We start from the raw sequence: 21,930 nt of genomic DNA, 5'->3' as shown, positions 1-21,930 counted from the left end.
CGGACACAGGCGGCTGGAGGGCGACGGCCCGAGGGGGCGCCACCTGCGGGTGGCGCCCCCTCGGGCGGAGTCGGGTGAGGCTCAGCGTGACGGACAACGGGCCGGATGCGCTCGCGCGTGGACACCATCTGTGAGGGAACGCCGGGAAAGGTGCTCCCCCACCCCTCACGGGCTGTCGCTCGTCCTGCGGCGCTCGTGCCGGGCCGGTCAGTCAGCCCCGCTCGTCGCGGCGGCGCTGCCAGCGTTCCTCGATGCGGTTCATCATCGAACGGCGGGGTCGGGACGCGCGGCGGGTCTGCCGGCCGCCACCGGCCGGAGCGGCACCCTGCTCGGTGGCGGACTGCTCTTCACCGGGCTTGGGGGCCTTGCGCCAGCTGGTCACGGCCAGCACGGCACAGCCGAGCATCACGAGGAAACCGACGACGCTCACCCAGATCTGCTGCGCGACCATGCCCGCCATGAGGAGCGCGATGCCCACCAGAAATCCTGCGACCGCCTGGTAGACCCGCTTGCGGGTGTACGAGCGCAGCTCGCTTCCCTCGAGCGCTGTCGCGAACTTGGGATCTTCGGCGTACAGCGCTCGCTCCATCTGCTCGAGCATGCGCTGCTCGTGCTCAGAGAGCGGCACGGAGTCCTCCTACTCGTCGGTCGCGGGGGGCGACCGGATGCGGCCCTTCAAGGATAGGCAGGGAATCGCCCCCGTGAAACCCGCCCTCTACGCTGATTCCTCCCACCGTTTCCGGGATGCCGGGCCGGTGTGGTGGACGGTGTATTCCGTGCATTCCCTCACCGCCTTTCCGTCATGCCGGACGGTGTGCCTCGATCATACGGCGCCCCGGGCCGTTGCGGACGGGCTGTGCGCAGCCGCACGCCTCACCCGTCCGCGGCGGGCACCTCCGCCAGTACGTGGAGCTGCGTGGCCACCGACTGGAACGCCGGCAGCTCGGATGCGGCCGCCTCCAGTCGGGCCAGCGCGTCCAGGGCGTCCGGCTCGGTGTCCACCAGCGCTCCGGGTACCAGGTCCGCGAAGACCCGAACCCCGTGAACCGCCGCGATCCGGAGCCCGGTGTCGGCCACCAGGCCGGTGAGCTGCTCCGCGGTGAAGCGCCGGGGCATCGGGTCGCCTTCGCCCCAGCGGCCGTCGGGAGCGGCGAGCGCCTGCCGGGCCTCGGTGAAGTGGCCGGCCAGGGCGCGGGCGAGCACCGCGCCGCCGAGGCCGGCGGCGAGCAGGCTGAGCACCCCGCCTTCGGGCCGCAGCGCGGCCACGGCGTTGCGGAGGGCGTCGGCGGGGTCGTCGACGTACTCCAGGACGCCGTGGAAGAGCACCACGTCCGAGGCGCCGCGCTCGGCGACGTCGAACAGCCCGTGGGCGTCTCCCTGCACGCCGCGTACGCGCTCCGCGACGCCGGCCTCCGCGGCGCGGCGCTCCAGCGCGAACAGCGCGTTGGGGCTCGGGTCGACCACGGTGACCCGGTGACCGAGCCGAGCCACGGGCACGGCGAAGTTGCCGGTGCCGCCGCCGGTGTCCAGGACGTCGAGGCTGTCCCGGCCGGTGGACTTCACCCGTTCGTCGAGCCCGCCTCGCAGCACCTCCCAGACCACGGCGTTACGAAGGGAAGCGCTGGGGCGGGACATGCGGTGCTCCTCGGCGGCTGTGCTGCTGGGGCGGCTGCGGTGCTGGGCCGGCGGGGCGCCGGCGGGGGACCAGCCTAGTGCGCGGGCCTGGTCGTGCCGACGTCCCCACGACCGGTGGCGGCCGGCTCGTCAGCTCGCACGGGGTTCGTCGGCAGGGGGGACCCGCGGCTGGGGCAGCGCCGGCTGGGAGACCAGCATCCGTTCGACGAGCCGCAGGAACACCCAGGCCTCGCGCACCAGGTCGTCCGCGTCCCGCCAGCTCGCGGCGCCCTGGATGCCGGCCTCCGCGCGGGCGCGGCGCTGCGCACCAGCGGCGAACAGGGCGCTCCACTCGGTCAGTTCCGGTGCGGCCTCGGGAAGCACCTCCCAGGCGCTGCGTATCCGGGTGCGGCGGCGGGGGGCGGGCTCGGGGCGTCCGCGCACCGCCAGCACCGCCGCGGCCGTACGCAGTGCGGCGAGGTGAGCCGTGGCGAACCGCTCGTTGGCGGTCGGCATCTCGGCTGCCTCGTCCAGGCCATGCTGCGCCTGGGCGAGCAGGTCCAGTGCCGCGGGCGGCGCCGAGGCGCGGCGCAGTACGGGATGGACGTCGTTCGGGGGCCCGTGCATGGCGAACCTCCATTCGTCGGACGGCGGTCGGTGAGACCGCTCCTGTGTGTCCAGGAAAGACCACGGCACTGACAATCCGTGCCGACCTGCACAAACGCCGCGGGGAGCGGGGGTGGCGACGGACCACCGGTGCCGATGGCGTACTTTTTGAACTGACCAGTCAGTTCAAAAAGAAGAGGGGTGTGCCCGTGCAGAGGCCCCGGCAGACGGAGGGTGCGACCGTGACCGCCGACGGGCTGGGACTGCGCGGGCCGCGCGGCCCCGTCTTCGCGGACGTGGAGCTGCGCGCCCCGGAGGGGGCGCTGATCGTGGTGGACGGCCCCTCCGGCTCCGGCCGGACCGCGCTGCTGCTCACCCTCACCGGCCGGATGCGGCCGGACGCCGGCACGGCCGAGGTGGCCGGCCGACGGCTGCCCCACGGCGCGGCAGCCGTACGCCGGATGAGCGCGCTCGGCCCCGTGCCCGGCATCACCGACCCGGACCCCGCGCACTCCGTCGGCGAGCAGCTGCGCGAACGCGCCCTGCTGCTCGGCCGGTTCGACGGGCCGCTGCGGGGCCTGCTCGCCTCGCCCCGCCGACGCTCGGCGGCCGCCCGGGAGCGCACGGAGGCGGCACTCGCCGCCGCCGGCCTGGACCCGTACGCGCTGCCTCACGGGGTGCGCACGCGCGGGCGCGACCTCTCCCGTACCGAGACCTTCCGGCTGGGTGTCGCCCTGGCCCTGCTGGGCCGCCCCCGACTGCTGGCCGTGGACGACGTCGGGCTGAAGCTCACCGACGGCGAGGAGACCGCCGTGTGGGAACTGCTCGCGTCCATCGCCGCGGCCGGCACCACGGTGCTGGCCGTCGGCAAGTCCCCGGCGCCTGCCGTCGCCGGGGAGGTCCCGCTGGTCGTCGTCCGCACCGCGGACCGTGTCCGGGAGGCCGTGTGATGCGTGCACCGAGGCTGGCCTCCCTGGAGCTGCGGCGTTTCGGCCGGGGCCGTCTCCCCCGCGCCGCCATGGCCGCGATGATGCTGCTTCCACTGCTGTACGGCGCGCTGTACCTGTGGTCGTTCTGGGACCCGTACGCACGCCTGGACCGGATACCCGTGGCGCTGGTCGACGAGGACCGGGGCGCGGAGGCCGGAGGGGAACGCGTCGAGGCGGGCGCGTCTCTCGTGGAGAGCCTGCACGAGAGCGACACCTTCGACTGGCGGGAGACCGACGCGGCCGACGCGCGCGAAGGAGTCGCGGAGGGACGCTACTTCCTGTCCCTCACCGTGCCCGAGGACTTCAGCACGCGGCTCGCCTCCGGCGCCGGGGACCGCCCCGCGACCGGCGCGTTGCGGGTGCGCACCGACGACAGCAACAACTACCTCGTCGGCCAGATCGCCCGCACGGTGTTCTCCGAGGTGCGGGCCGCCGCGTCGAGCAAGGCCTCCCGCCGCTTCTACGACCGCATCTTCGTGTCGTTCTCCACTCTGCACGACCGGACGCAGAAGGCCGCGGACGGCGCCTCCGACCTGGACGGCGGAATCGGCCGGGCCGGCAAGGGCGCCGGGGAACTCTCCGACGGCCTGGACGAGGCGGAGCGCGGCAGCGGGCGCCTGGAGGACGGGACCAGGCGGCTGCACACCGGCTCGGGGAAGCTGAAGTCCGGCGCCGCGAAGGTCGCCGACGGCACCGGGAAGCTCGCCGCGAAGGTGCACCGCCTCTCCGACACGGCCGGGCCGCTGCTCGACCGTCACAGCGACGACATCGCGAAGACCGCCCGCAAGGTGTCGCGCGCGGCCGGGACCCTGCGGAAGAACCTCGACGACCTGCCCGGAGCCGCGCGGCGCGCCGAGACGGACTCCCGCAGGGCGGCCGACGCGCTGACCCGTGCGGACACCGCCCTCTGCGGCGGAACGGCCGCCCCCGGCGGCAGCAGCGCCCCGGACGGGCCCCTGCCCGGGCCGACAGCGCAGGGCTCCGCGCCTCCCGAAGTCCCGGGCGCCGGGGGGCAGTCCGGTCCCCCCGCCCCGGACGCGGCTGCGGGCGGCTGCCCGCAGCTGAAGAAGGCGGTGGCCGCGGCCGAACGCGCCGCCGACGTCGCCGCGGACACCCACGATCTCCTGCAGGACCACGAGAGCCTCGACGAACTCGGCGACCATCTGGAGGACCTGGAGCGCGCGGCCGGAAAGCTCGCCCGCGAGGCCCCCGGCATGGACGAGGACCTGGACCGTGCAGTGCGCAAGGTCGACAGGCTGAACTCGGGTGCGCGGAAGGTCGCCGACGGCGCGGCCCGGCTGCACACCGGCCTCGGCGGCGCCGAGGACGGCGCCGAGCGGCTCGACGGCGGTCTGGAACGGCTGGGCGACGGCGCCGACGCGCTGGACGGCGGGCTGTTCCGGCTCGCGGACGGCTCCGAGCGGCTCGCCGCCGGGCTCCACAAGGGCGCCGCCCGCATCCCGGACTACGACGACGAGGAACGCGCGAACCGCAGCGAGGTGATGGCCGACCCGGTCCGGCTGGCCTCGTCCCGGCTGCACGGCGTCCCCGACTACGGCACCGGCTTCGCGCCGTACTTCATCCCCCTCTCCCTCTGGGTGGGCGCGATGGTGGCGTACATGCTGCTCCAGCCGCTCAACCGGCGGGCGCTGGCGGCCGGTGCACCGGGGCGGCGGATCGCGCTGGCCGGCTGGCTGCCGGTGGCCGCGATCGGCACCGTGCAGGCCGCCGCGCTGCTGGCCGTCCTGCACTGGGGGCTCGGACTGCAGATGGCACGCGGGGCCGGCACCGCGGCATTCCTGGTGCTGGTGACGCTGTGCTTCACGGCGATCGTGCAGTTCCTGGGCGCACGTTTCGGGCCCGCCGGGCGCATCCTGGTGCTGGCGTTGCTGATGCTCCAGCTGACCTCGGCCGGCGGCACCTACCCCGTGCAGACCAGCCCGGACTTCTTCAACGTGCTGCACCCGCTGCTGCCGATGAGCTACGTGGTGGAGGGCCTGCGCCACCTGATCACCGGCGGCGGTCTGGAGCCCGTGTGGCGGGCGTGCGCGGTGCTCGTCACCTTCACGGTCGCCGCGCTGGCGCTCACCGCCTGGACGGCCCGGCGCGGTCAGATGTGGACGATGAAGCAGCTCCATCCGGAGCTCACGCTGTGAGCGCCGCGGGGCGGGGGCGGCGCGGGGGCGGAGGTCTGTGACAATCTCCGGCATGGCACGCGGCAGCACGCGCCGGAGCGCGACCCGTCAGAAGCTCTACGAGGCGGCCGTCACACTCATCGCCGAACAGGGCTTCTCCGCCACGACGGTGGACGAGATCGCCGAACGCGCGGGCGTCGCGAAGGGCACCGTCTACTACAACTTCACCAGCAAGACCGAGCTGTTCGAGGGGCTGATGCGGCACGGCGTCGAGCTGCTGCGGGACGACCTGCGCCGCGCGGCGGACGAGGCGGCGACCGGTGGCGGCGGCCGGGTGGACGCCCTGGACGCGATGATCCGGGCCGGGCTCGTCTTCATCGACCGCTACCCGGCCTTCACCCAGCTCTACGTCGCCGAGCTGTGGCGCACCAACCGCGCCTGGCGGGACACCCTCACCGTGGTGCGGCGGGAGGTCGTCGAGGTGGTGGAGCAGGTGCTGCGGGACGGCGTCGCGGACGGGGAGCTGAGCGGGGACGTCGACGTCCCGCTGACGGCCGCCGCGCTGGTGGGCATGGTGCTGGTGGCCGCGCTGGACTGGCAGGCGTTCCAGCCGGAACGGTCCCTGGACGAGGTGCACGGCGCGCTGTCGCTGCTCGTGCAGGGACGCGTCGGCGGGTGCGGCCCGTAGACCGCCCCCGCCGACGCTCCCCCCTCCCCCGTACCTCCCCCGTACGGTCTCCCCCTTCTCCCCCGTGTGGCGGGTGCCGCGCCGTTCCGCCGCCCCGTGCCGGCGGTCCGGCGCCGCGTCCCTCCACGCCCTGTACTCTGCCGTCCGCGCAGGCCGGCGCCCATCCGCTCGGGTACTCAAACCGGCGTCTGGGTATCCGTACTCAGCCCGTGGGTGCCGGCGCTCACCGTGGACCGGGCCGGTGCCCGGCCGTCGGTGCGCCGCTGGATAGAGTCGCCGGTCATGGCGGGAATCGCAGTGATCGGCGCGGGCATGGGCACCATGGCGGCCGCCGCGCGGCTGGCCGTGGCCGGGAGACGGGTCACGGTGCTGGAGCGCGGGGACACCTACGGCGGGGCCCTGCGGCGCTACGCGCGCGACGGGTTCACCTTCGACACCGGGCCGGGGCTGCTGCACCTGCCGGCCGTCTACCGGGACCTGTTCGTCAAGACCGGCCGGGAGGCGCTGGAGGAGTGCGTCGAGCTGCGCCGTGTCGATCCGGACGCACGGCACGTCTTCGCCGACGGCACCGCCGTCACACTGCCGGGCTTCTCGCACGGCGGCGTGCGTGCCGCGCTCGACGAGGCGCTGGGCGCGGGTGCCGGGCAACGGTGGAGCGACCTGCTGGGGCGGGCGCGTGCGGCCTGGGACGCCACCCGGCGCCCGCTGCTGGAGGAGCCGGCGCGCCCGGGAGACGGCGGACCGACGGCCGACCCGTACCCGGCGTCGCGGCGCCGCGGACTGCTGCGGCGGCGCCCGCCCACACTCGCCGAGGTGGCCGAGGACGAGCTGCGCGACCCCCGGCTGACCGCGCTGCTGGGCGGTTTCGCCCGGTCCTACGGCCTCGACCCGGCCGAAGCGCCGGCAAGCGCGGCGGTGCTGGCATACCTGGAGCAGACCTTCGGCACCTGGTACGTCTGCGGCGGCATGCGGGAGTTGGCGCGCGCGCTGCACGACCGGTGCGTCGCGCGCGGGGTGGAATTCCGGTTCGGCGCCGAGGTGGCGCGGGTGCGGGAGGCCGACGGCCGGGCCACCGGCGCCGAACTGACCGACGGCGAGGTGCTGGACGCGGACGCCGTCGTCGCCCCCGGACGGGCGGACGCGCACGCACCCGGGGCGCGGGCCCGCTTCACGGTGCTGCTCGCGCTGGACGGCCCCCGACCCAGGGATGAGCCGCACCGCACGCTGCTGCACGGCCCGGACCGGCTGGTGACCGTCCTGCGACCGGACGACCCTGCGCTGGTGCCGGACGCCGGGCACGAAGCGGTGGTGCTGACCGCGGTGGTGCCGGCCGGCCCGGTGGCCGAACCGGAGCGGCTGGCCGACACGTTGGTCGCCGCGGCGGACGCGGCGGGGCTGAACCTCGGGTCCCGTGTGCGGTGGCGGGAGGTGCGGACACCGCTCGACCACGCGGCCTCGACGCACGCGCCGGGAGGCGCGGTGCCGCCGCCGGTGCTCGCCGGCGGGGGTGGAGCGTGGCGGCGGGAAGCCAACCTCGGCTCACCGCGCGGGGTGTACCGCGCGGGGGGCTGGGCGCACCCCGGCGGCGGGACGGCGCACGCCGGGATGTCCGGCGCGCTGGCGGCCGGGCTGCTGCTGGAGGGCGACGACTGGCGCGGCTCGCGGTGACCGGCCCGGGGCGGTGACCCCGACGACGTGACGACGGTGCGCCCTGCGCGCGGTCGGGAGCCGCGCTGCCGCCGTGCCGGTCGGTGTCGGCCGTGGCGGTCAGTAGCCGCGCTGCTCGTCGTAGTGGTAGTCGCCCTGGCCTCCGGCCGCGGGAGCGCCGTAGCCCTGTCCCGCGTCGTGGCCCTGTCCGTAGCCGTTCTCGGCGGGGTAGCCCGCCTCGCCGTAGGAGTAGCCGTACCCGTAGCCGGCGCCCAGCCCTTCATCCCCGTAGCCGCCACCGTAGCCGCCGCCGTACGGGTCCTGGTACGGGTAGGACTGCTCCGGCACGGGCTGCTGGTCCGACTCGCGCTGCTGCGGCACCCATGCGCCGCCGTATGCGTCGGCGCCGTAGCCGCCATCGCCGTATGCGTCGGCGCCGTAGCCGCCGTCCCCGTAGCCGCCGTCGCCGTAGCCGCCGCCCTGGCCGCCGTAACCCTGCTGCATGCCGTAGTCCGGCGTGCCATGGCCCTGCTGGGTCCCGTAGCCGTCGGCCGGGCTGTCGTAGCCGGCGCCGTACGGACCCGTGTCGTAGCCGATGTACGGGTCGGAGTAGGCGGCGAACGGGTGCTGCTGCGGGTCTTCGCCACCGTGGCCGTAGCCGTACGGCACCTCGCCTCCCGCCACGCCGTGGGAGGCGGCGGGCACGAACACCGACCGGTCGTCGTCGCGGTCGTAGATGCCGTACTCGCCGGTGTCGTCGGGCACCGGCTGCGGGTGGTAGGCAGGCGGGTCGTAGGCCGAGGTGTCGTACACGTCCCCGGCATACTCCGCGGCGCCGTGGGCGCCGCCGGGCCGGTCCTCCTCGACGCCGGACACTTCGAGTACCGGGTCGGCGTCCTCGACCGGGGGGACGTCGTTGCCCTCGCGGCGCCTGCGGCTGGAGCCGGGCATGCCGCCGAGCGCCCAGCCGGTGGAGAAGCCGCGGCGGTAGGAGAGGGTGACGAAGGTCTGTCCGACGGCGAACGCCATGGCGCCCAGCGTGATGACGATCACCGAGGAGAGGGCGACGACGCCGAGCACGACGGTGGCGAAGCCGGCGAAGGCGAGCAGCCTCCAGCGCAGTCGCGCCTTGTACTGGAGCAGCACTTCGGCCAGGAGCCAGACCGCGACGGCTCCGAACGCTATGTAGAGGACCGTCCAGCCCATGTCCGCCCCTCTTCCCGCTGCCCTCGGCGCAGCTCGTGGAACCGCGTCCCGGCCGGACCCGGTCCGGTCAGACCCTAGTGCAGTCCCAGATTCTGGTGGATCTCAAGCGTGGCCGTGGAGTGGTTGAGCGTGATGAAGTGCAGTCCGGGAACGTCCTCGGCCTGCAGGCGCGCGCACAACTCCGTGGCGTACTCGATTCCGATTGAGCGTACCGCCGCCGGGTCGTCCTGTACCGCCAGGATGCGGTCCGCGAGTTCCGGGGGGAACGTGGCGTTGCTCAACTGGGAGAACCGCTCGATCTGCCGCACGTTGGTGACTGGCATGATCTCCGGGATGATCGGGGTCTCGCAGCCGGCCGCGGTCACGCTGTCGCGGAGCCGGAGGTAGTCCTCGGCACGGAAGAACATCTGCGTGATGGCGTAGTCGGCACCCGCCCGGCACTTGTTGACGAAGTGCCGCACGTCGGTGTCCCAGTCCGTGGACCGCGGGTGCATCTCGGGGAACGCGGCCACGCCCACGCAGAAGTCGCCGGCTTCCTTGATCAGCTCCACCAACTCGGCGGCGTAGCTGACGCCCTCGGGGTGCCGGACCCACTCCCCCATCGGGTCGCCCGGCGGGTCGCCGCGCAGCGCCAGCACGTTGCGGATGCCAGCGTCCGCGTAGCAGCCCATGACGTGGCGCAGCTCGGCCCGCGAGTGGTTCACCGCGGTCAGGTGCGCCACCGGGGTCAGGGTCGTCTCGTTGGCGATGCGCTCGGTGGACCGGACGGTCCCCTCCCGGGAGGTGCCGCCCGCGCCGTAGGTCACCGACACGAACGTCGGGGAAACCGCCTCGATCCGGCGGAGCGCGTCCCACAGGGTCCGCTCGCCCTTCGCCGTCTTCGGCGCGAAGAACTCGAACGAGTACGAGCGCCGGCCGGAGGCGAGCAGGTCGCGGATCGTGGGCGCGCGGTCTGTCCTGACGGAAGCGGTACCAAGGGCCATGTGTGCAGGTTAACCGCCGGTAGAGGGGCATCCGGCCGGAACAGCGCCAAGATGCCCGCACAGCTCACATGGCGGACATCTCGCGTCCAGCAAGTGGACGCTCGCGCAACCGGCGGGCCAGGTCGGCGGCCGCGGCCCCCGGGTCGTCGGCGGCGGTGATCGCCCGCACGACGACGATCCGCACCGCACCGGCGTCCAGCACCTCGTCGAGGTTTGCGGCGTCGATGCCGCCGATGGCGAACCAGGGACGGACGGGCGCGAGCGACGCCGCGTAGCGCACCAGCGGCAGACCGGGCGCGTGCCGGCCCGGCTTGGTCGGGGTGGGCCAGCAGGGGCCGGTGCAGAAGTAGTCGACCCCCCGCTCGACCGCCGCGGCGTCGACCTCCTCCTCGGCGTGTGTGGAGCGGCCCACCAGCACATCGTCGGACCGGCCGCCGAGGATCGCGCGGGCCGCGGGCACCGGCAGGTCGCCCTGGCCCAGGTGCAGCACGTCCGACCCCGCCGCGTGCGCCACGTCGGCCCGGTCGTTGACGGCCAGCAGCCTGCCGTGGCGGCGGCACGCGTCGGCGAACACCTCCAGGTGCTCCAGCTCCTCGCCGGCCTCCATGCCCTTGTCGCGGAGCTGGACGATGTCCACGCCCGAGCCGAGCACGGCGTCCAGGAACTCCGGCAGGTCGCCCTGCTCCCTGCGGGCGTCGGTGCAGAGGTAGAGCCGGGCGTCGGCGAGCCGGGCGGTGGCGGTGGGTGGCATGGGCGAGTCCCCGGGTCGGGGTGCGCGGGCCGCGGCGGGGCGGCCCGCGCACCGTCGAGCTGAAGTGTGCGGTGGTGACGGCCGGACGCGCCGTCAGGCGGCGCGGCCGGCTCCGCCGGGCCCGGCGGTCGCGCCAGGCCGCCTGGTCCGGGTGGTCAGACGGCGAGTGCCTGGGCGCGGCGCTTGACCTCGGTGCCGCGGTTCTCCCGCAGCGCCTGCGCGGGCGTGCCCGGCAGGCTGTCGTCCGGGGTGAACAGCCACTCCAGCACCTCCTCGTCGGTGAACCCGTCGTCCCTGAGCAGGGTCAGCGTGCCGACCAGGCCCTTCACGATCCGGTCCCCCGCGACGAAGTCGGCGGGGACGTGCAGCGCGCGGTTCTCGCCTCGGCGCACGGCGATCAGCTGGCCCTCCTTGACCAACTGCCGTACCCGGGTCACCTCGACGCCGAACTGCTCGGCGATGTCGGGCAGCGTGAGCCAGGCGGGGACGAGAGCATCGGTCTTCGCGTCAATCTCGGTCACGGACACCAGCCTGCCACCTGCCGCCGACAGTCACTAGCGCACGGCCTTCTTCAAGGCGACCGACGCGTCCGCCAGCAGGGTGGGATCGAGTACGGCGCCCTGCTGGATGAGCCGGCGGCCCTGGGCGAGGTCGCGGGGGCGCCCGACGGCAAGCAGCGCGGTCAGCGTCTCTCCGCGCAGCCAGCACACCGACCAGGACGGCTCCCCCGGGTCGCCGCGCAGCAGCATCCGGTCGGCACCCGCGTGGTGCCCCGCGTACTGCACGAAGCGGCCGAACTGCTCGGACCAGAAGTAGGGCACCGGGTCATAGACGGCCTCCTCCGCCGGGCCACCGCCGCGCAGCTCGGCGACGACGTTGGCGGCGACCACCACCGGGCCCTGCAGGGCGTTGTCCCAGTGGTGCACCAGCAGCCGGGCGCCGTAGCGGGCGGAGGGGAACGACACGCAGTCCCCCACCGCGTACACGCCGGGGACCGAGGTGCGCAGCCGGTCGTCGCCCCGCACCGAGCCGTCGGCGCAGAGCGCGACTCCCGAGTCGGCGAGCCAGCGGGTCGCCGGGCGGGCGCCGATGCCCACCACCACCGCGTCGGCGGGCACGCGCTCGCCGTCGTCCAGCACCACGGCGCCAGGTTCGACGGCCGCCACCCGGGCACCGGTACGCAGCCGGGCACCGCTCTGTGCGTACCAGTCGCGCATGTGCACCGCGACGTCGGCGGGCAGCGCGCCGGGCAGCGGCCGGTCGGCGCTCTCGACGACGGTGACGGCGCAGCCGGCCTCGCGGGCCGCGGTGGCGAACTCGGCGCCGATCCAGCCCGCGCCGACCACCACGACGTCCTTGCGCTCCTCGAGCACGGGCCGGAGCCGGGCGACATCGTCCAGGGTGCGCAGCAGGTGCACGCCGGGGGCGCCCTCGCCGCCCGGCAGGGTCAGGGGCTCGGCTCCGGTGGCGAGCACCAGGGCGTCGTACGGGACCGGCCCGCGGCCGGTCTGCAGCACCCGCTCACCGGCGTCCAACCCCGTGACGGGGTTGCCGAGTTCGAGTTCCACGCCAAGCGTGTCGAAGTCGATGTCGAACGCGGAGCCCTCGGCCGTGCCGAGCAGCACGGCCTTGGACAGCGGCGGACGGTCGTACGGCTGGTGCGGCTCGGCGCCCAGCAGCAGCACGGGGCCGGTCCAGCCCTGTTCGCGCAGCTGCACCGCTGTCTGGACGCCCGCCATGCCGGCGCCGACGATCACCACACGCGCGTTGTCCTCGGTCACACCGCCACTGTATGACGGCGCCCGGCACGGTCGCCCGAGCGTCCTTCCCGAGCGTCCTTGAGGCCGCGTGAATCTGGACGGCCGCAGGCGCCGGGCCCGCCGCGGAACGGCTCCCGGCGGACGCAGTAGGGTGGCCGGCATACGTCATGCACGCGGGAGCCCGGCGGACCGGGCTGAGAGGGAGGCGGAACGGCCTCCGACCGTACGAACCTGATCCGGGTCATTCCGGCGAAGGGAGGAGACGCGAAGTGCCGACCCCTGAGACGTCCGCCGCGGACGTCCTCGTTCTCGGCGGTGGGCTGTCCGGCCTGGTCACGGCCTGGCGCGCGGCCCAGCGCGGCCTTCGGACGGCAGTGGCCGACCCCGCGCCGGGCGGCGGCGCCGCGCGGGTCGCGGCGGGCATGCTGGCGGCCGTCACCGAACTCCATTACGGCGAGGAGACGTTGCTCGCCCTGAACCTGGCGTCCGCCCGCCGCTATCCGGACTTCGTCGCCGAGCTGGAAGAGGCGAGCGGGCGGCTCACCGCCCACCGCGCCTGCGGTGCCCTGTCCGTCGCCTTCGACGCGGACGACCGCGCCCGTCTCCGTGACGTGCACGCGCTGCAGCAGCGGTGCGGTCTGGAGGCCGAGTGGCTGACCGGCCGCGAGTGCCGGCGGCTGGAGCCGATGCTGGCTCCCTCGGTGCGGGCCGGCGTCCGGGTGGACGGCGACCACCAGGTCGATCCCCGGCGGCTCGCGGCGGCACTGCTCGCCGCCTGCACCCGTGCCGGAGTCGCCTTCCGCGAGGCCGCCGCCGCACGGCTGACCGTCGCGGGCAACCGGGCGGCCGGGGCGGTCCTCACGGACGGCCGCGAGATCCGCGCTGGACAGACGGTGCTGGCCACCGGCTCGTGGAGCGGGAAGCTGGACGGCGTGCCGCCCGGGGTGCTGCCGCCGGTGCGGCCGGTGAAGGGCCAGGTGCTGCGGCTGCGCGTACCGCCCGCGTACGCGCCGTTCCTCTCCCGCACCGTCCGGGCCACGGTGCGCGGCACGCCCGTCTACCTGGTGCCCCGGGAGGACGGGGAGCTGGTGGTGGGGGCGACGAGCGAGGAGCTGGGCTGGGACACCACGGTGACCGCCGGCGGCGTGTACGAACTACTGCGGGACGCACGGGCGCTGGTGCCGGGCGTCACCGAGCTCCCGCTCACCGAGTCCGGCGCCGGCCTGCGCCCGGTCTCCCCCGACAACGCGCCCGCGCTGGGGCCCACCGCGCTGCCGGGCCTGCACGTCGCGACCGGCCACGGCCGCAACGGCGTGCTCCTCACCCCCGTGACGGGAGACGTGATGGCAGAGGTGCTGACGACGGGCCGGCTGCCCGAGGACGCCCGGCCGTTCGCCCCGGACCGCTTCCTCTCCCCCCTCCAGGAGCACACCCGATGACTGCTGCACACACCGCGACCGTGACGCTGACCGTGAACGGGGAGCCGCGGGAGCTGTCCCGCGGCCAGACCCTCGACCGTCTGGTGGCGACGCTGACCACCGCGCCGTCCGGGGTGGCGGCTGCCGTGAACGAGGCCGTCGTGCCGCGCGGCCGGTGGCCGGAGACCGAGCTGGCCGACGGCGACCGCGTCGAAGTGCTGACCGCCGTACAGGGAGGCTGACCATGACCGTGCACACCGCGGACGACGTCGAACAGGCCGCGGCGGACCCGCTGGTGATCGACGGAGTCGCGTTCGGCTCCCGGTTGATCATGGGGACCGGTGGAGCGCCCAGCCTGGAGGTGATGGAGCGGGCGCTGCTCGCCTCAGGAACGGAGCTGACCACCGTCGCGATGCGCCGACTCGACCCGGCCGTGCAGGGGTCGGTGCTGACGGTGCTGCGCCGGCACGGCATTCGCGTGCTGCCGAACACCGCCGGCTGCCACAGCGCGGGCGAGGCGGTGCTGACCGCGCGACTGGCCCGGGAGGCACTGGAGACGGACTGGGTGAAGCTGGAGGTCGTCGCCGACGAGCACACCCTGCTGCCCGATCCGGTGGAGACGCTGGAGGCCGCTGAGACGCTGGTCGACGACGGTTTCACGGTACTGCCGTACACCAACGACGACCCGGTGCTGGCCCGGCGGCTCGAGGACGCGGGCTGTGCGGCGGTGATGCCACTGGGCTCGCCGATCGGCTCGGGTCTGGGCATCCGCAACCCGCACAACTTCCAGCTGATCGCCGAAAGCGCCTCCGTACCGGTCGTCCTGGACGCGGGGGCCGGCACCGCCTCGGACGCCGCCCTGGCCATGGAGCTGGGCTGCGCGGCGGTAATGCTGGCCTCGGCAGTGACGCGGGCGCAGGAACCGGAGCTGATGGCGCGGGCGATGCGGCACGCGGTGGCTGCCGGACGGCTGGCGCACCGGGCCGGGCGCATCCCCCGGCGGCACTACGCGGAGGCGTCCTCCCCCACCGAGGGCATCGCCGCATTCGACCCGGAACGTCCCGCTTTCATGTGATACGGACGTCGGGCATGAGGTGAGTCGCTGTCACCTGCCGCCCGGGCGGGCGCCGCACGGCCCGCGCTGGTCACGGAGGGGGCGGCTCCGTGTCACCGTTCTGCTGCGAAGCGGGCCCGGCGCGGCGGGGGTACCCGCTCCCGCGCGGGGCCCCTCGTAGACTCGGGCGGGTGGACACGACGCTTCAGGACCCGCTCATCGGCCATGTGCTCGACGGTCGTTACCGCGTGGACGCGCGGATCGCGGTGGGCGGGATGGCGACGGTCTACCGGGCGCTGGACATGCGACTGGACCGCGTGTGCGCATTGAAGGTGATGCACGCCGCGCTGGCGGGCGACCAGGTGTTCGTGGCGCGGTTCATCCGCGAAGCGCGCTCCGCGGCCCGGCTCGCCCACCACAACGTGGTGGGCGTCTTCGACCAGGGCACCGACGGCGGCCACGTCTACCTGGCGATGGAGTACGTCGACGGCTGCACCCTGCGGGACGTCCTGCGGGAACGCGGCGCACTGCAGCCGCGGGCGGCACTGGACGTGCTGGAGCCGATGCTGGCCGCACTGGGCGCCGCCCACCGGGCCGGTCTGGTGCACCGGGACATGAAGCCGGAGAACGTTCTGATAGGGGACGACGGCCGGGTCAAGGTCGCCGACTTCGGCCTGGTCGGGGCCGTGGACGGGCAGACCTCGACCAACACCGAGTCCCTCCTGGGCACGGTCTCCTACCTGGCGCCGGAGCAGATCGAGCACGGCGTCTCCGACACCCGCACCGACCTCTACGCGTGCGGCGTGGTGCTCTACGAGATGCTGACCGGCTCCAAGCCGCACTCCGGCGGTACGCCCGCGCAGGTCCTCTATCAGCACCTCCAGGCCGACGTGGCCGCCCCCTCGGACCGGGTTCCCGGGCTGGCCCCGGAGCTCGACGCGCTGGTGGCCCGCGCGGCCGCCCGCACCCCGGAACGGCGCCCGGCGGACGCGGTCGCCCTGCTCTCCGAGGTCCGGAGCGTACGGGCGGGTCTGACCGACGCCCAGCTCGACGTCGTCCCGCCGGAGGCCCGGAACCGGACGCAGGCGGGTGCGGAGAACCTCACCACCGTGCTTCCGCGCCCGGTGGACGACGGCCGGGACCCGTCGCCGGTCGAACGGACCGCCCGCTTCCCCTCCCCTCCCCTGGATCCGCCGGAGGGGACGGACGGCTCCCGGCACCGCGCCGCCCGCCCACGCGGGCCCCGCCGTCCGCTGCTGGTCGTCCTCGGCGCCGTGCTGGCGGTGCTGCTGGGCACCGGCGTCTGGTACATCAACTCCGGTCAGTTCATCCGCACCCCGAGTGTGCTGTCCCTGACGGAGGGCGACGCCCGCGCGAAGCTGCGGGACGCCGGGCTGGAGGTGCGCGTGGAGCGCGACCACAGCCTCACCGTCGACCGGGGACGCGTGATGGAGAGCGACCCCTCCCCGGGCGAGCGCATCCGCCGGAACGGCGCGGTCACCGTCGTCGTCTCGCGCGGCCCCGAGGTGGTGAAGGTGCCGGACCTGTCCGGCACGCCGCTCGACGACGCCCGGCGGGAGCTGAAGGAGCTGGGCCTGGAGCCCGGCCTGGTCACCCGCCGGTTCGACGAGGAGGTGGCGCAGGGCGCGGTGGTCTCCACCGAGCCGGCCTCGGGCACCGAGAGCCGCACGGGCTCCGCCGTGCGGCTCACCGTCTCCAAGGGCCGCGAGATCGAGGTGCCGGACGTCGCCGGCGAGGACGTGGCCTCGGCGCGGGAGACGCTGCGCGAAGCGGGGCTGGACGTGCGGATCACCCCGGAGCGGGTCTTCTCCGAGGAGGAGAAGGGGACCATCGCCGTCCAGTCGCCGGAGCCCGGCGCCGTCCGGGGCGAGGGCGAGACGGTCACCCTGACCGTCTCCAAGGGCCCGGACCTGGTGGCGGTCCCGGACGTGGAGGGCATGAGCGCGGACGAGGCACGCTCCACGCTGGAGGGCGCCGGGTTCGAGGTGCGGATCCGGCGCATCTTCCTCGGCGACACCGTCTTCAACCAGAACCCGGACCCCGGGCAGCAGGCCCCGCGCGGCTCCGGGATCACTCTCTGGGTGCGCTGAGCCTCCGCCACCCGGCCCCGGCCGCCCCCGCCGCTCCCCGTCCCGACCCGTGCGGGATGTCCGGTGACCGCGGGTCGCGGGCGGGGGACCCGGCGTGCACCCGGAAGCCCCCCACTGTGAGGCCGCACATAGGACCCACGTCACGTACGAAGCCGCTTAGTGGCACGAGCGGCGCCCCGAACGGCCCGCATGTCCGTTATGACCAGGTGAGTGCCGTTAGTTTCACGAAACGGGATAGTACGTCACACTTTTGATTCGCGAATTCTGAGCCTCTAAGAATTGCCAGCGTCGCATGGCGCCGTGAGACAGAACGCGGCGCGCCGCCACCGGCTTGGCGACCGTCACGCAATTCGAAAGGCCCGCACGCACCATGCCTCGCATCAACCTTCCGATCTCCGCCCTGACCGCCAGGACGAAGCAGTCCCTTCAGACGCTCAAGAAGGTCGACCTGCAGAGCCTCCGCTCCTCCGCCCGTACGAAGCAGTACTCCGTGGCCGGTATCGCCACGGCCGGCGCCGCCGCCATGGCGCTGACCCTGGTCCCCGGCTCCGCCGACGCGGGCGACGAGTCCCAGAGCTCCGCCGCCAAGGTCTCCTCCGCCCCCGTCGCCTTCTCCGGCCCGGTCGAGCACGCCGACAAGCAGCGCAACGGCATAGCCCAGCAGCTCGACTCCGTCGAGAAGCAGATCGCCGCGGACAAGAAGGCCGCCGAGGCCAAGAAGGAGAAGGCGGCCGCCGCGGCCGCGAAGAAGCGGGAGGCCAAGCAGGAGGCCAGCCGCAGCCACAAGCGCGGCCAGGCCGAGAAGGCCACCGCCCCGAGCTACCCGAACAACCTGGACGGCTGGATCCGTGAGGCCAGGTCCATCATGGCCAAGCACGGCATCCCCGGCAGCTACGAGGGCATCCACCGCAACATCATGCGGGAGTCCAGCGGCGATCCGCGCGCCATCAACAACTGGGACATCAACGCCCAGAACGGTGTGCCCTCCAAGGGTCTGCTGCAGGTCATCAAGCCCACCTTCGACGCCTACCACGTCCAGGGCACGCCCCACGACCAGTACGACCCGGTCGCCAACATCGTCGCCGCCTGCAACTACGCGGCCGACCGCTACGGCACCATCGACAACGTCGACTCGGCCTACTGAGCCCTGCCGACGCCCCGGCCGCACGCCCCGCGATACTGGACGGCGTGACGACCCCCGAACGACGCAATCCCATTGGCGGCCACGTCCCCGTAGCAGGCGGACTGGCCGCCAATGGCCTTTCCTATTCCGAGAAGATCTGCGCCGAAGCCGTCCAGGTGTTCGTCGCCAACCCGCGCGGGTGGGCGACACCACCGGGGAACCCGGCACAGGACGAGGAATTCCGAACCTGCTGCGCCGCACGGGGAATTCCCGCTTTCGTGCATGCGCCGTATCTGATCAATTTCGGTTCGCACACGGAGGCGACGGCGGCTCGCTCGGTGGTCTCGCTCCGGCACTCGCTGCGCCGGGGGCGTGCGATCGGCGCCGAGGGCGTCGTGGTGCACACCGGCTCCGCGACCGGCGGCCGCGAACGCGCCGTCGCGCTCGCCCAGGCACGGGAGTTGATGCTTCCTCTGCTGGACGAGCTGACGCACGACGACCCGCAGCTGCTGCTGGAACCCACGGCGGGACAGGGCTCCTCGCTCTGCTCCCTGGTCGGCGAACTGGGCCCGTACTTCGAGGCGTTGGACCGGCACCCGAAGCTCGGCGTCTGCCTGGACACCTGCCACGCCTTCGCCGCCGGTAACGACCTGGCAGCCCCCGGCGGAGCGAAGCAGGCGCTGGACGACCTGGTCGGCGCCGTCGGTCCGGGCCGCCTCCGGCTGATCCACGCCAACGACTCCAAGGACGTCTGCGGCGCGGCGAAGGACCGGCACGAGAACATCGGCGCCGGCCACATCGGCGCGGAGCCCTTCGCCGACCTGATGGACCACCCCGCCACTGAGGGGGTCCCCCTGGTGATCGAGACGCCGGGCGGCGAGGCGGGGCACGCTGCGGACATCGCCCGCCTCAAAGATCTGCGGAATACCCCATAGGGGTATAGCGTTCCTCGTGGTGAACGCCCCGTTCCCCCCGAGGAGGCGCCCCGATGCCGCACCACCACGACAGGTCCTGGCGCACGGCCGCCCGCGCGACCCTGCACTGCCTCACCGGCTGCGCCGTCGGCGAGGTCCTGGGCCTGGTCATCGGCACCGCGCTGGCCTGGCACGACGTCCCGACCATGATCCTGGCCATCACCCTGGCGTTCTTCTTCGGCTACGGCTTCACCATGGTCGCCGTGCTCCGCGCCGGTCTCCCCCTCCGGGGCGCGGTGAAAGTCGCCCTGGCCGCCGACACCGTGTCCATCACCGTCATGGAACTGGTGGACAACGGCGTCATCCTGCTCGTCCCCGGCGCGATGGACGCCCACCTGGCCTCGGGGCTCTTCTGGGGCACGCTCGCCTTCGCCTTCGCCGTCGCCTTCCTTGTCACGACCCCGGTCAACCGCGCCCTCATCGCGCGCGGCAGGGGCCACGCGGTCGCACACGCCCACCACTGAGCCGGGGCGGACTCCTCCCCATGCGGCTCGGCCGCCCCGGCACCGCAGCACCGGGCGGCTGCGCCACCGGTCAGGCTGCCGCACCCCGGACCTCCCGGGGCGCGGCACCGGCCTCCTGCCGCGCATTGGGCCGGTCGGCGAGCTTGAGCCAGACGACTCCGGCGATGATGACGCCCAGCCACCCGGCCTGGGCCGCGGTGAGGGTCTCGTCGAAGAAGACCGGCCCCAACAGGGCGGCACCGAGCGCCCCGATGCCGGCCCAGACCGCGTAGCCGATGCCGACGTCGATGGTGCGCAGGGCAGCACTGAGCGCCCAGAGCGTCAACAGGAAGAAGACCGCGGCGACCAGCGACCACGACACGCGGGTGAAGCCGCGGCTTCCGCCGACGGCGAGGGCGTACCCGACTTCGAAGACGCCGGCAAGCAGGAGCATGAGCCAGGAGCGTGCGGCGGTGCGTGCGGAGGTGTGCATGTGAGCGGTTCCTTTCCTGGAGGGCGGGGTGAGTCGGACGCGAGGGGTCAGGCGGCACCGCTGAGCTGGAGACCGACGACGCCGGCGATGATCACGGCGATACCCAGCGCCTTGCGCCAGTTCAGACGCTGACCGAACACCAGGACCCCGAGAAGCGTGATGCCGACACCGGCGACGGAGGTCCACAGCGCATAGCCGACCCCGACGTCGAAGGTCAGCAGCGCCTTGCTGAGGAAGAACGTGGCGAAGGCGCCGCTGACCAGGGTGGCGGCGGTCCAGGGACGGTTCCGGAAGCCCTCGGCCTTGCCCGCCGCCATGGCGACGGCGATCTCGAACACGACGGCGACGGCGAGGTGGAGCCAATGCATGGCAGGTCCTTTCGACAGCGCGAAGCGCGGCGCTGCGGAGTGGCGCCGACACGGAGATCCTGCAACACGTTGCTTGTACGTGCAACTAGGTACCGTCTCCTGGCGCACCCGAGCACCAAGGGAAAGCCCAGGAAGGACCCGGTTGAAGCTTGCATGCTCATGTAGTATGCGCTCATGACCACCTCACCCGCCGCACGCCTGGGCACCTCCGACCAGGACGTCTGGAACCGGGTACTCACCCTGCACGCGCGCGTCGAGCGGGAGCTGGCCGCGGCGCTGCAGCGCAGGCAGGGACTCGGCCTGTCGGAATACCGCTCCCTGGAGCACCTGTACCACTCCGGTACCAGCGAGCTGCGTATGCAGGTCCTCGCCGACCGGGTGGGGCTGGGCCAGTCGTCGGTGACACGCCTGGTGAGCAGGCTGGAGGCGGCCGGTTTCGCGTACAAGGACCTGTGCCCGTCCGACAAGCGCGGCGTCTACGCGGTGATCACGGACGAGGGACGCCGGCGCTACGAGGCCGCACGCGCCACCTACGCCGAGGTACTGTCGTCGGCCCTGAACACCTTCACCGGCGACCCGGAGCTGGGCCCCAGCGTCCAGGCCCTGCGCACCGCCCGGGGCTGATGCGGTCCGCCGGTACCGCCGCGCGGGCAGCGGCTCAGGAAGGAGAGGACAGCGGTGGTGACGGCCTCCGGGTTCTGTACCGCGAGGTCGTGTGCGGCGTCGGGAATCTCGGCGAACGCCGCATCCGCGAGACGGTCCACCATGCGTGCGGCAGTGGCCTGCGAGAGGAGTTCGCTGTGCCGGCCGCGGACCAGCAGGGTCGGCGCCGCGACGCGGTCGACGGCCTGCCACAGGTCGTCCTCGCCGGCGGCGCCGGCGACGAAGCCGGTGAGGCCGTCCGCGTCGAACCGCCAGGCCAGGCGACCGTCGGCGCGGCGGATCAGGTTGTGCGCGACGACGTGCCGGACCAGGGCCTCGCGCGCCAGCGGGTCGCCGTCGAGCCAGTCCCGTACCGCTTCGTCCGGGTCGCCGTACGTGACGTCGCGCAGCCCCCGGAGCATCGTCGGCAGCGCCTCGCGGGCCCAGGGGGTGGTGAGGGAGTCCGGACCGACGTCGAGCAGGACGAGCCGTTCGACCAGGTCGTGGTCGTCGGCGGCGGTCAGCAGCGCCGCCAGGCCGCCCATCGAATGGCCGACCAGATGCAGACGCGGAAGGTCCAGCCGCCGGGCCAGGTCCGTCACGTCGGCGGCCAGGGCGGCGGCGTTGTACGCGGCGGTCCGGTCGGACTCGCCGTGGCCGCGCTGATCCGGAGCGAGGACGCGGAAGCGCCGGGCGAGGCCAGCGTCCAGGGTGTCCCACTCACGACAGTGGCCGAGCAGACCGTGGAGCACCAGGACGGCGGGGGCATCGTGCTCCCCCCACTCCCGGTAGTGGAAGCGGAGTCCGTGCAGGACGGCGTAGCGGTCGACGCCGGCGGGTGCGGCGGGGGCGCGCGTCGAAGCCATGAGTCTGCGCTCCGGGGAGGGGACTGCGGGAGAAGACTCGCTTCTTCGAGGATAGGACC

At 73.9% G+C, this 21,930-nt stretch carries 23 protein-coding genes and 1 riboswitch; of the genes, 12 read left to right on the top strand and 11 right to left on the bottom strand.

Annotated elements, in window-relative coordinates:
- Positions 1–211 precede the first annotated feature (211 nt).
- From E4198_RS21310 to E4198_RS21300, 3 genes are all read right to left on the bottom strand, one after another.
- Complete coding sequence (locus E4198_RS21310; protein WP_136184570.1) at positions 212–628, bottom strand: DUF3040 domain-containing protein; 417 nt, start codon at positions 626–628, stop codon at positions 212–214.
- Positions 629–873: 245 nt separating this feature from the next.
- The gene (locus E4198_RS21305) at positions 874–1,635 is read right to left on the bottom strand and encodes a methyltransferase (RefSeq protein WP_136184569.1); all 762 of its coding nucleotides are present in this window, start codon (positions 1,633–1,635) and stop codon (positions 874–876) included.
- Positions 1,636–1,764: 129 nt separating this feature from the next.
- The gene (locus tag E4198_RS21300; protein WP_136184568.1) at positions 1,765–2,241 is read right to left on the bottom strand and encodes an SAV_6107 family HEPN domain-containing protein; all 477 of its coding nucleotides are present in this window, start codon (positions 2,239–2,241) and stop codon (positions 1,765–1,767) included.
- 182 nt (positions 2,242–2,423) lie between these two features.
- Between E4198_RS21300 and E4198_RS21295 the strand changes: the two genes are divergently transcribed.
- From E4198_RS21295 to E4198_RS21280, 4 genes are all read left to right on the top strand, one after another.
- Positions 2,424–3,170 carry an ATP-binding cassette domain-containing protein gene (locus E4198_RS21295; protein WP_247597782.1) on the top strand — a complete coding sequence of 249 codons (747 nt, stop codon included), beginning with the start codon at positions 2,424–2,426 and terminating at the stop codon, positions 3,168–3,170.
- On the top strand, positions 3,170–5,365 hold the full coding sequence (locus tag E4198_RS21290) for a YhgE/Pip domain-containing protein (RefSeq protein ID WP_136184567.1): 2,196 nt from the start codon (positions 3,170–3,172) through the stop codon (positions 5,363–5,365). The genes E4198_RS21295 and E4198_RS21290 overlap by 1 nt, the downstream gene beginning before the upstream one ends.
- Positions 5,366–5,417: 52 nt before the next feature.
- Entirely contained in the window at positions 5,418–6,032 is a 615-nt protein-coding gene (locus E4198_RS21285) for a TetR/AcrR family transcriptional regulator (protein WP_136184566.1), read from the top strand.
- A gap of 282 nt (positions 6,033–6,314) precedes the next feature.
- Positions 6,315–7,700, top strand: a complete 1,386-nt coding sequence (locus tag E4198_RS21280) for an NAD(P)/FAD-dependent oxidoreductase (protein WP_136184565.1) — start codon at positions 6,315–6,317, stop codon at positions 7,698–7,700.
- A gap of 99 nt (positions 7,701–7,799) precedes the next feature.
- Here the strand turns inward: E4198_RS21280 and E4198_RS21275 are convergent, their stop codons facing one another.
- The 5 genes from E4198_RS21275 to E4198_RS21255 form a co-directional block, all read right to left on the bottom strand.
- Positions 7,800–8,885: a hypothetical protein gene (locus tag E4198_RS21275; RefSeq protein ID WP_210732873.1), complete on the bottom strand. Its 1,086-nt coding sequence runs from the start codon at positions 8,883–8,885 to the stop codon at positions 7,800–7,802.
- A 74-nt stretch (positions 8,886–8,959) separates the two neighbouring features.
- Positions 8,960–9,868, bottom strand: coding sequence for a methylenetetrahydrofolate reductase [NAD(P)H] (gene metF, locus E4198_RS21270; protein WP_136184564.1), 909 nt, complete (start codon positions 9,866–9,868; stop codon positions 8,960–8,962).
- A gap of 64 nt (positions 9,869–9,932) precedes the next feature.
- Positions 9,933–10,619: a thiamine phosphate synthase gene (gene thiE, locus E4198_RS21265; RefSeq protein WP_136184563.1), complete on the bottom strand. Its 687-nt coding sequence runs from the start codon at positions 10,617–10,619 to the stop codon at positions 9,933–9,935.
- A 155-nt stretch (positions 10,620–10,774) separates the two neighbouring features.
- Positions 10,775–11,140: an Rv2175c family DNA-binding protein gene (locus tag E4198_RS21260; RefSeq protein WP_136184562.1), complete on the bottom strand. Its 366-nt coding sequence runs from the start codon at positions 11,138–11,140 to the stop codon at positions 10,775–10,777.
- Between the two features lie 33 nt (positions 11,141–11,173).
- Complete coding sequence (locus E4198_RS21255; RefSeq protein ID WP_247597966.1) at positions 11,174–12,358, bottom strand: FAD-dependent oxidoreductase; 1,185 nt, start codon at positions 12,356–12,358, stop codon at positions 11,174–11,176.
- 184 nt (positions 12,359–12,542) lie between these two features.
- A riboswitch (TPP riboswitch) is annotated at positions 12,543–12,655 on the top strand.
- On the opposite strand from E4198_RS21255, the gene thiO reads away from it, so the two are divergent.
- The 7 genes from thiO (at position 12,649) to E4198_RS21220 (ending at position 19,523) form a co-directional block, all read left to right on the top strand.
- A complete protein-coding gene (gene thiO, locus E4198_RS21250) occupies positions 12,649–13,818 on the top strand; it encodes a glycine oxidase ThiO (RefSeq protein WP_136184560.1) in 1,170 nt (389 codons plus the stop codon). Its footprint overlaps the riboswitch before it by 7 nt.
- Positions 13,815–14,039, top strand: a complete 225-nt coding sequence (gene thiS / locus E4198_RS21245) for a sulfur carrier protein ThiS (RefSeq protein WP_210732872.1) — start codon at positions 13,815–13,817, stop codon at positions 14,037–14,039. Before thiO ends, thiS begins: the two co-directional genes overlap by 4 nt.
- Positions 14,040–14,041: 2 nt before the next feature.
- Positions 14,042–14,872, top strand: a complete 831-nt coding sequence (locus E4198_RS21240) for a thiazole synthase (protein ID WP_136184559.1) — start codon at positions 14,042–14,044, stop codon at positions 14,870–14,872.
- A gap of 170 nt (positions 14,873–15,042) precedes the next feature.
- Positions 15,043–16,962 carry a Stk1 family PASTA domain-containing Ser/Thr kinase gene (gene pknB / locus E4198_RS21235; RefSeq protein WP_136184558.1) on the top strand — a complete coding sequence of 640 codons (1,920 nt, stop codon included), beginning with the start codon at positions 15,043–15,045 and terminating at the stop codon, positions 16,960–16,962.
- 370 nt (positions 16,963–17,332) lie between these two features.
- Positions 17,333–18,106 (top strand): transglycosylase SLT domain-containing protein, encoded by a 774-nt coding sequence (locus E4198_RS21230; RefSeq protein ID WP_136184557.1) that lies wholly within the window; start codon positions 17,333–17,335, stop codon positions 18,104–18,106.
- A 44-nt stretch (positions 18,107–18,150) separates the two neighbouring features.
- Positions 18,151–19,020, top strand: a complete 870-nt coding sequence (locus E4198_RS21225; RefSeq protein ID WP_136184556.1) for a deoxyribonuclease IV — start codon at positions 18,151–18,153, stop codon at positions 19,018–19,020.
- Positions 19,021–19,073: 53 nt separating this feature from the next.
- Positions 19,074–19,523, top strand: coding sequence for a DUF4396 domain-containing protein (locus E4198_RS21220; protein ID WP_136184555.1), 450 nt, complete (start codon positions 19,074–19,076; stop codon positions 19,521–19,523).
- 70 nt (positions 19,524–19,593) lie between these two features.
- Here the strand turns inward: E4198_RS21220 and E4198_RS21215 are convergent, their stop codons facing one another.
- Together E4198_RS21215 and E4198_RS21210 are read right to left on the bottom strand one after the other, a co-directional pair.
- Positions 19,594–19,995: a multidrug efflux SMR transporter gene (locus tag E4198_RS21215; protein WP_136184554.1), complete on the bottom strand. Its 402-nt coding sequence runs from the start codon at positions 19,993–19,995 to the stop codon at positions 19,594–19,596.
- A gap of 47 nt (positions 19,996–20,042) precedes the next feature.
- Positions 20,043–20,363 carry an SMR family transporter gene (locus tag E4198_RS21210; RefSeq protein WP_136184553.1) on the bottom strand — a complete coding sequence of 107 codons (321 nt, stop codon included), beginning with the start codon at positions 20,361–20,363 and terminating at the stop codon, positions 20,043–20,045.
- A 174-nt stretch (positions 20,364–20,537) separates the two neighbouring features.
- On the opposite strand from E4198_RS21210, the gene E4198_RS21205 reads away from it, so the two are divergent.
- A complete protein-coding gene (locus E4198_RS21205; protein WP_136184552.1) occupies positions 20,538–20,987 on the top strand; it encodes a MarR family transcriptional regulator in 450 nt (149 codons plus the stop codon).
- Here E4198_RS21205 and E4198_RS21200 read toward each other — a convergent pair.
- Positions 20,894–21,871: an alpha/beta hydrolase gene (locus E4198_RS21200; protein ID WP_136184551.1), complete on the bottom strand. Its 978-nt coding sequence runs from the start codon at positions 21,869–21,871 to the stop codon at positions 20,894–20,896. The genes E4198_RS21205 and E4198_RS21200 overlap by 94 nt on opposite strands.
- Between the last annotated feature and the right edge of the window lie 59 nt (positions 21,872–21,930).

Source organism: Streptomyces sp. RKND-216 (genome assembly GCF_004795255.1).
GTDB classification, from domain to species: Bacteria; Actinomycetota; Actinomycetes; order Streptomycetales; family Streptomycetaceae; genus Streptomyces; species Streptomyces hazeniae.
The sequence above is the reverse complement of the archived record's forward strand: the minus strand, read 5'-3'. Positions and strand labels throughout refer to the sequence as shown.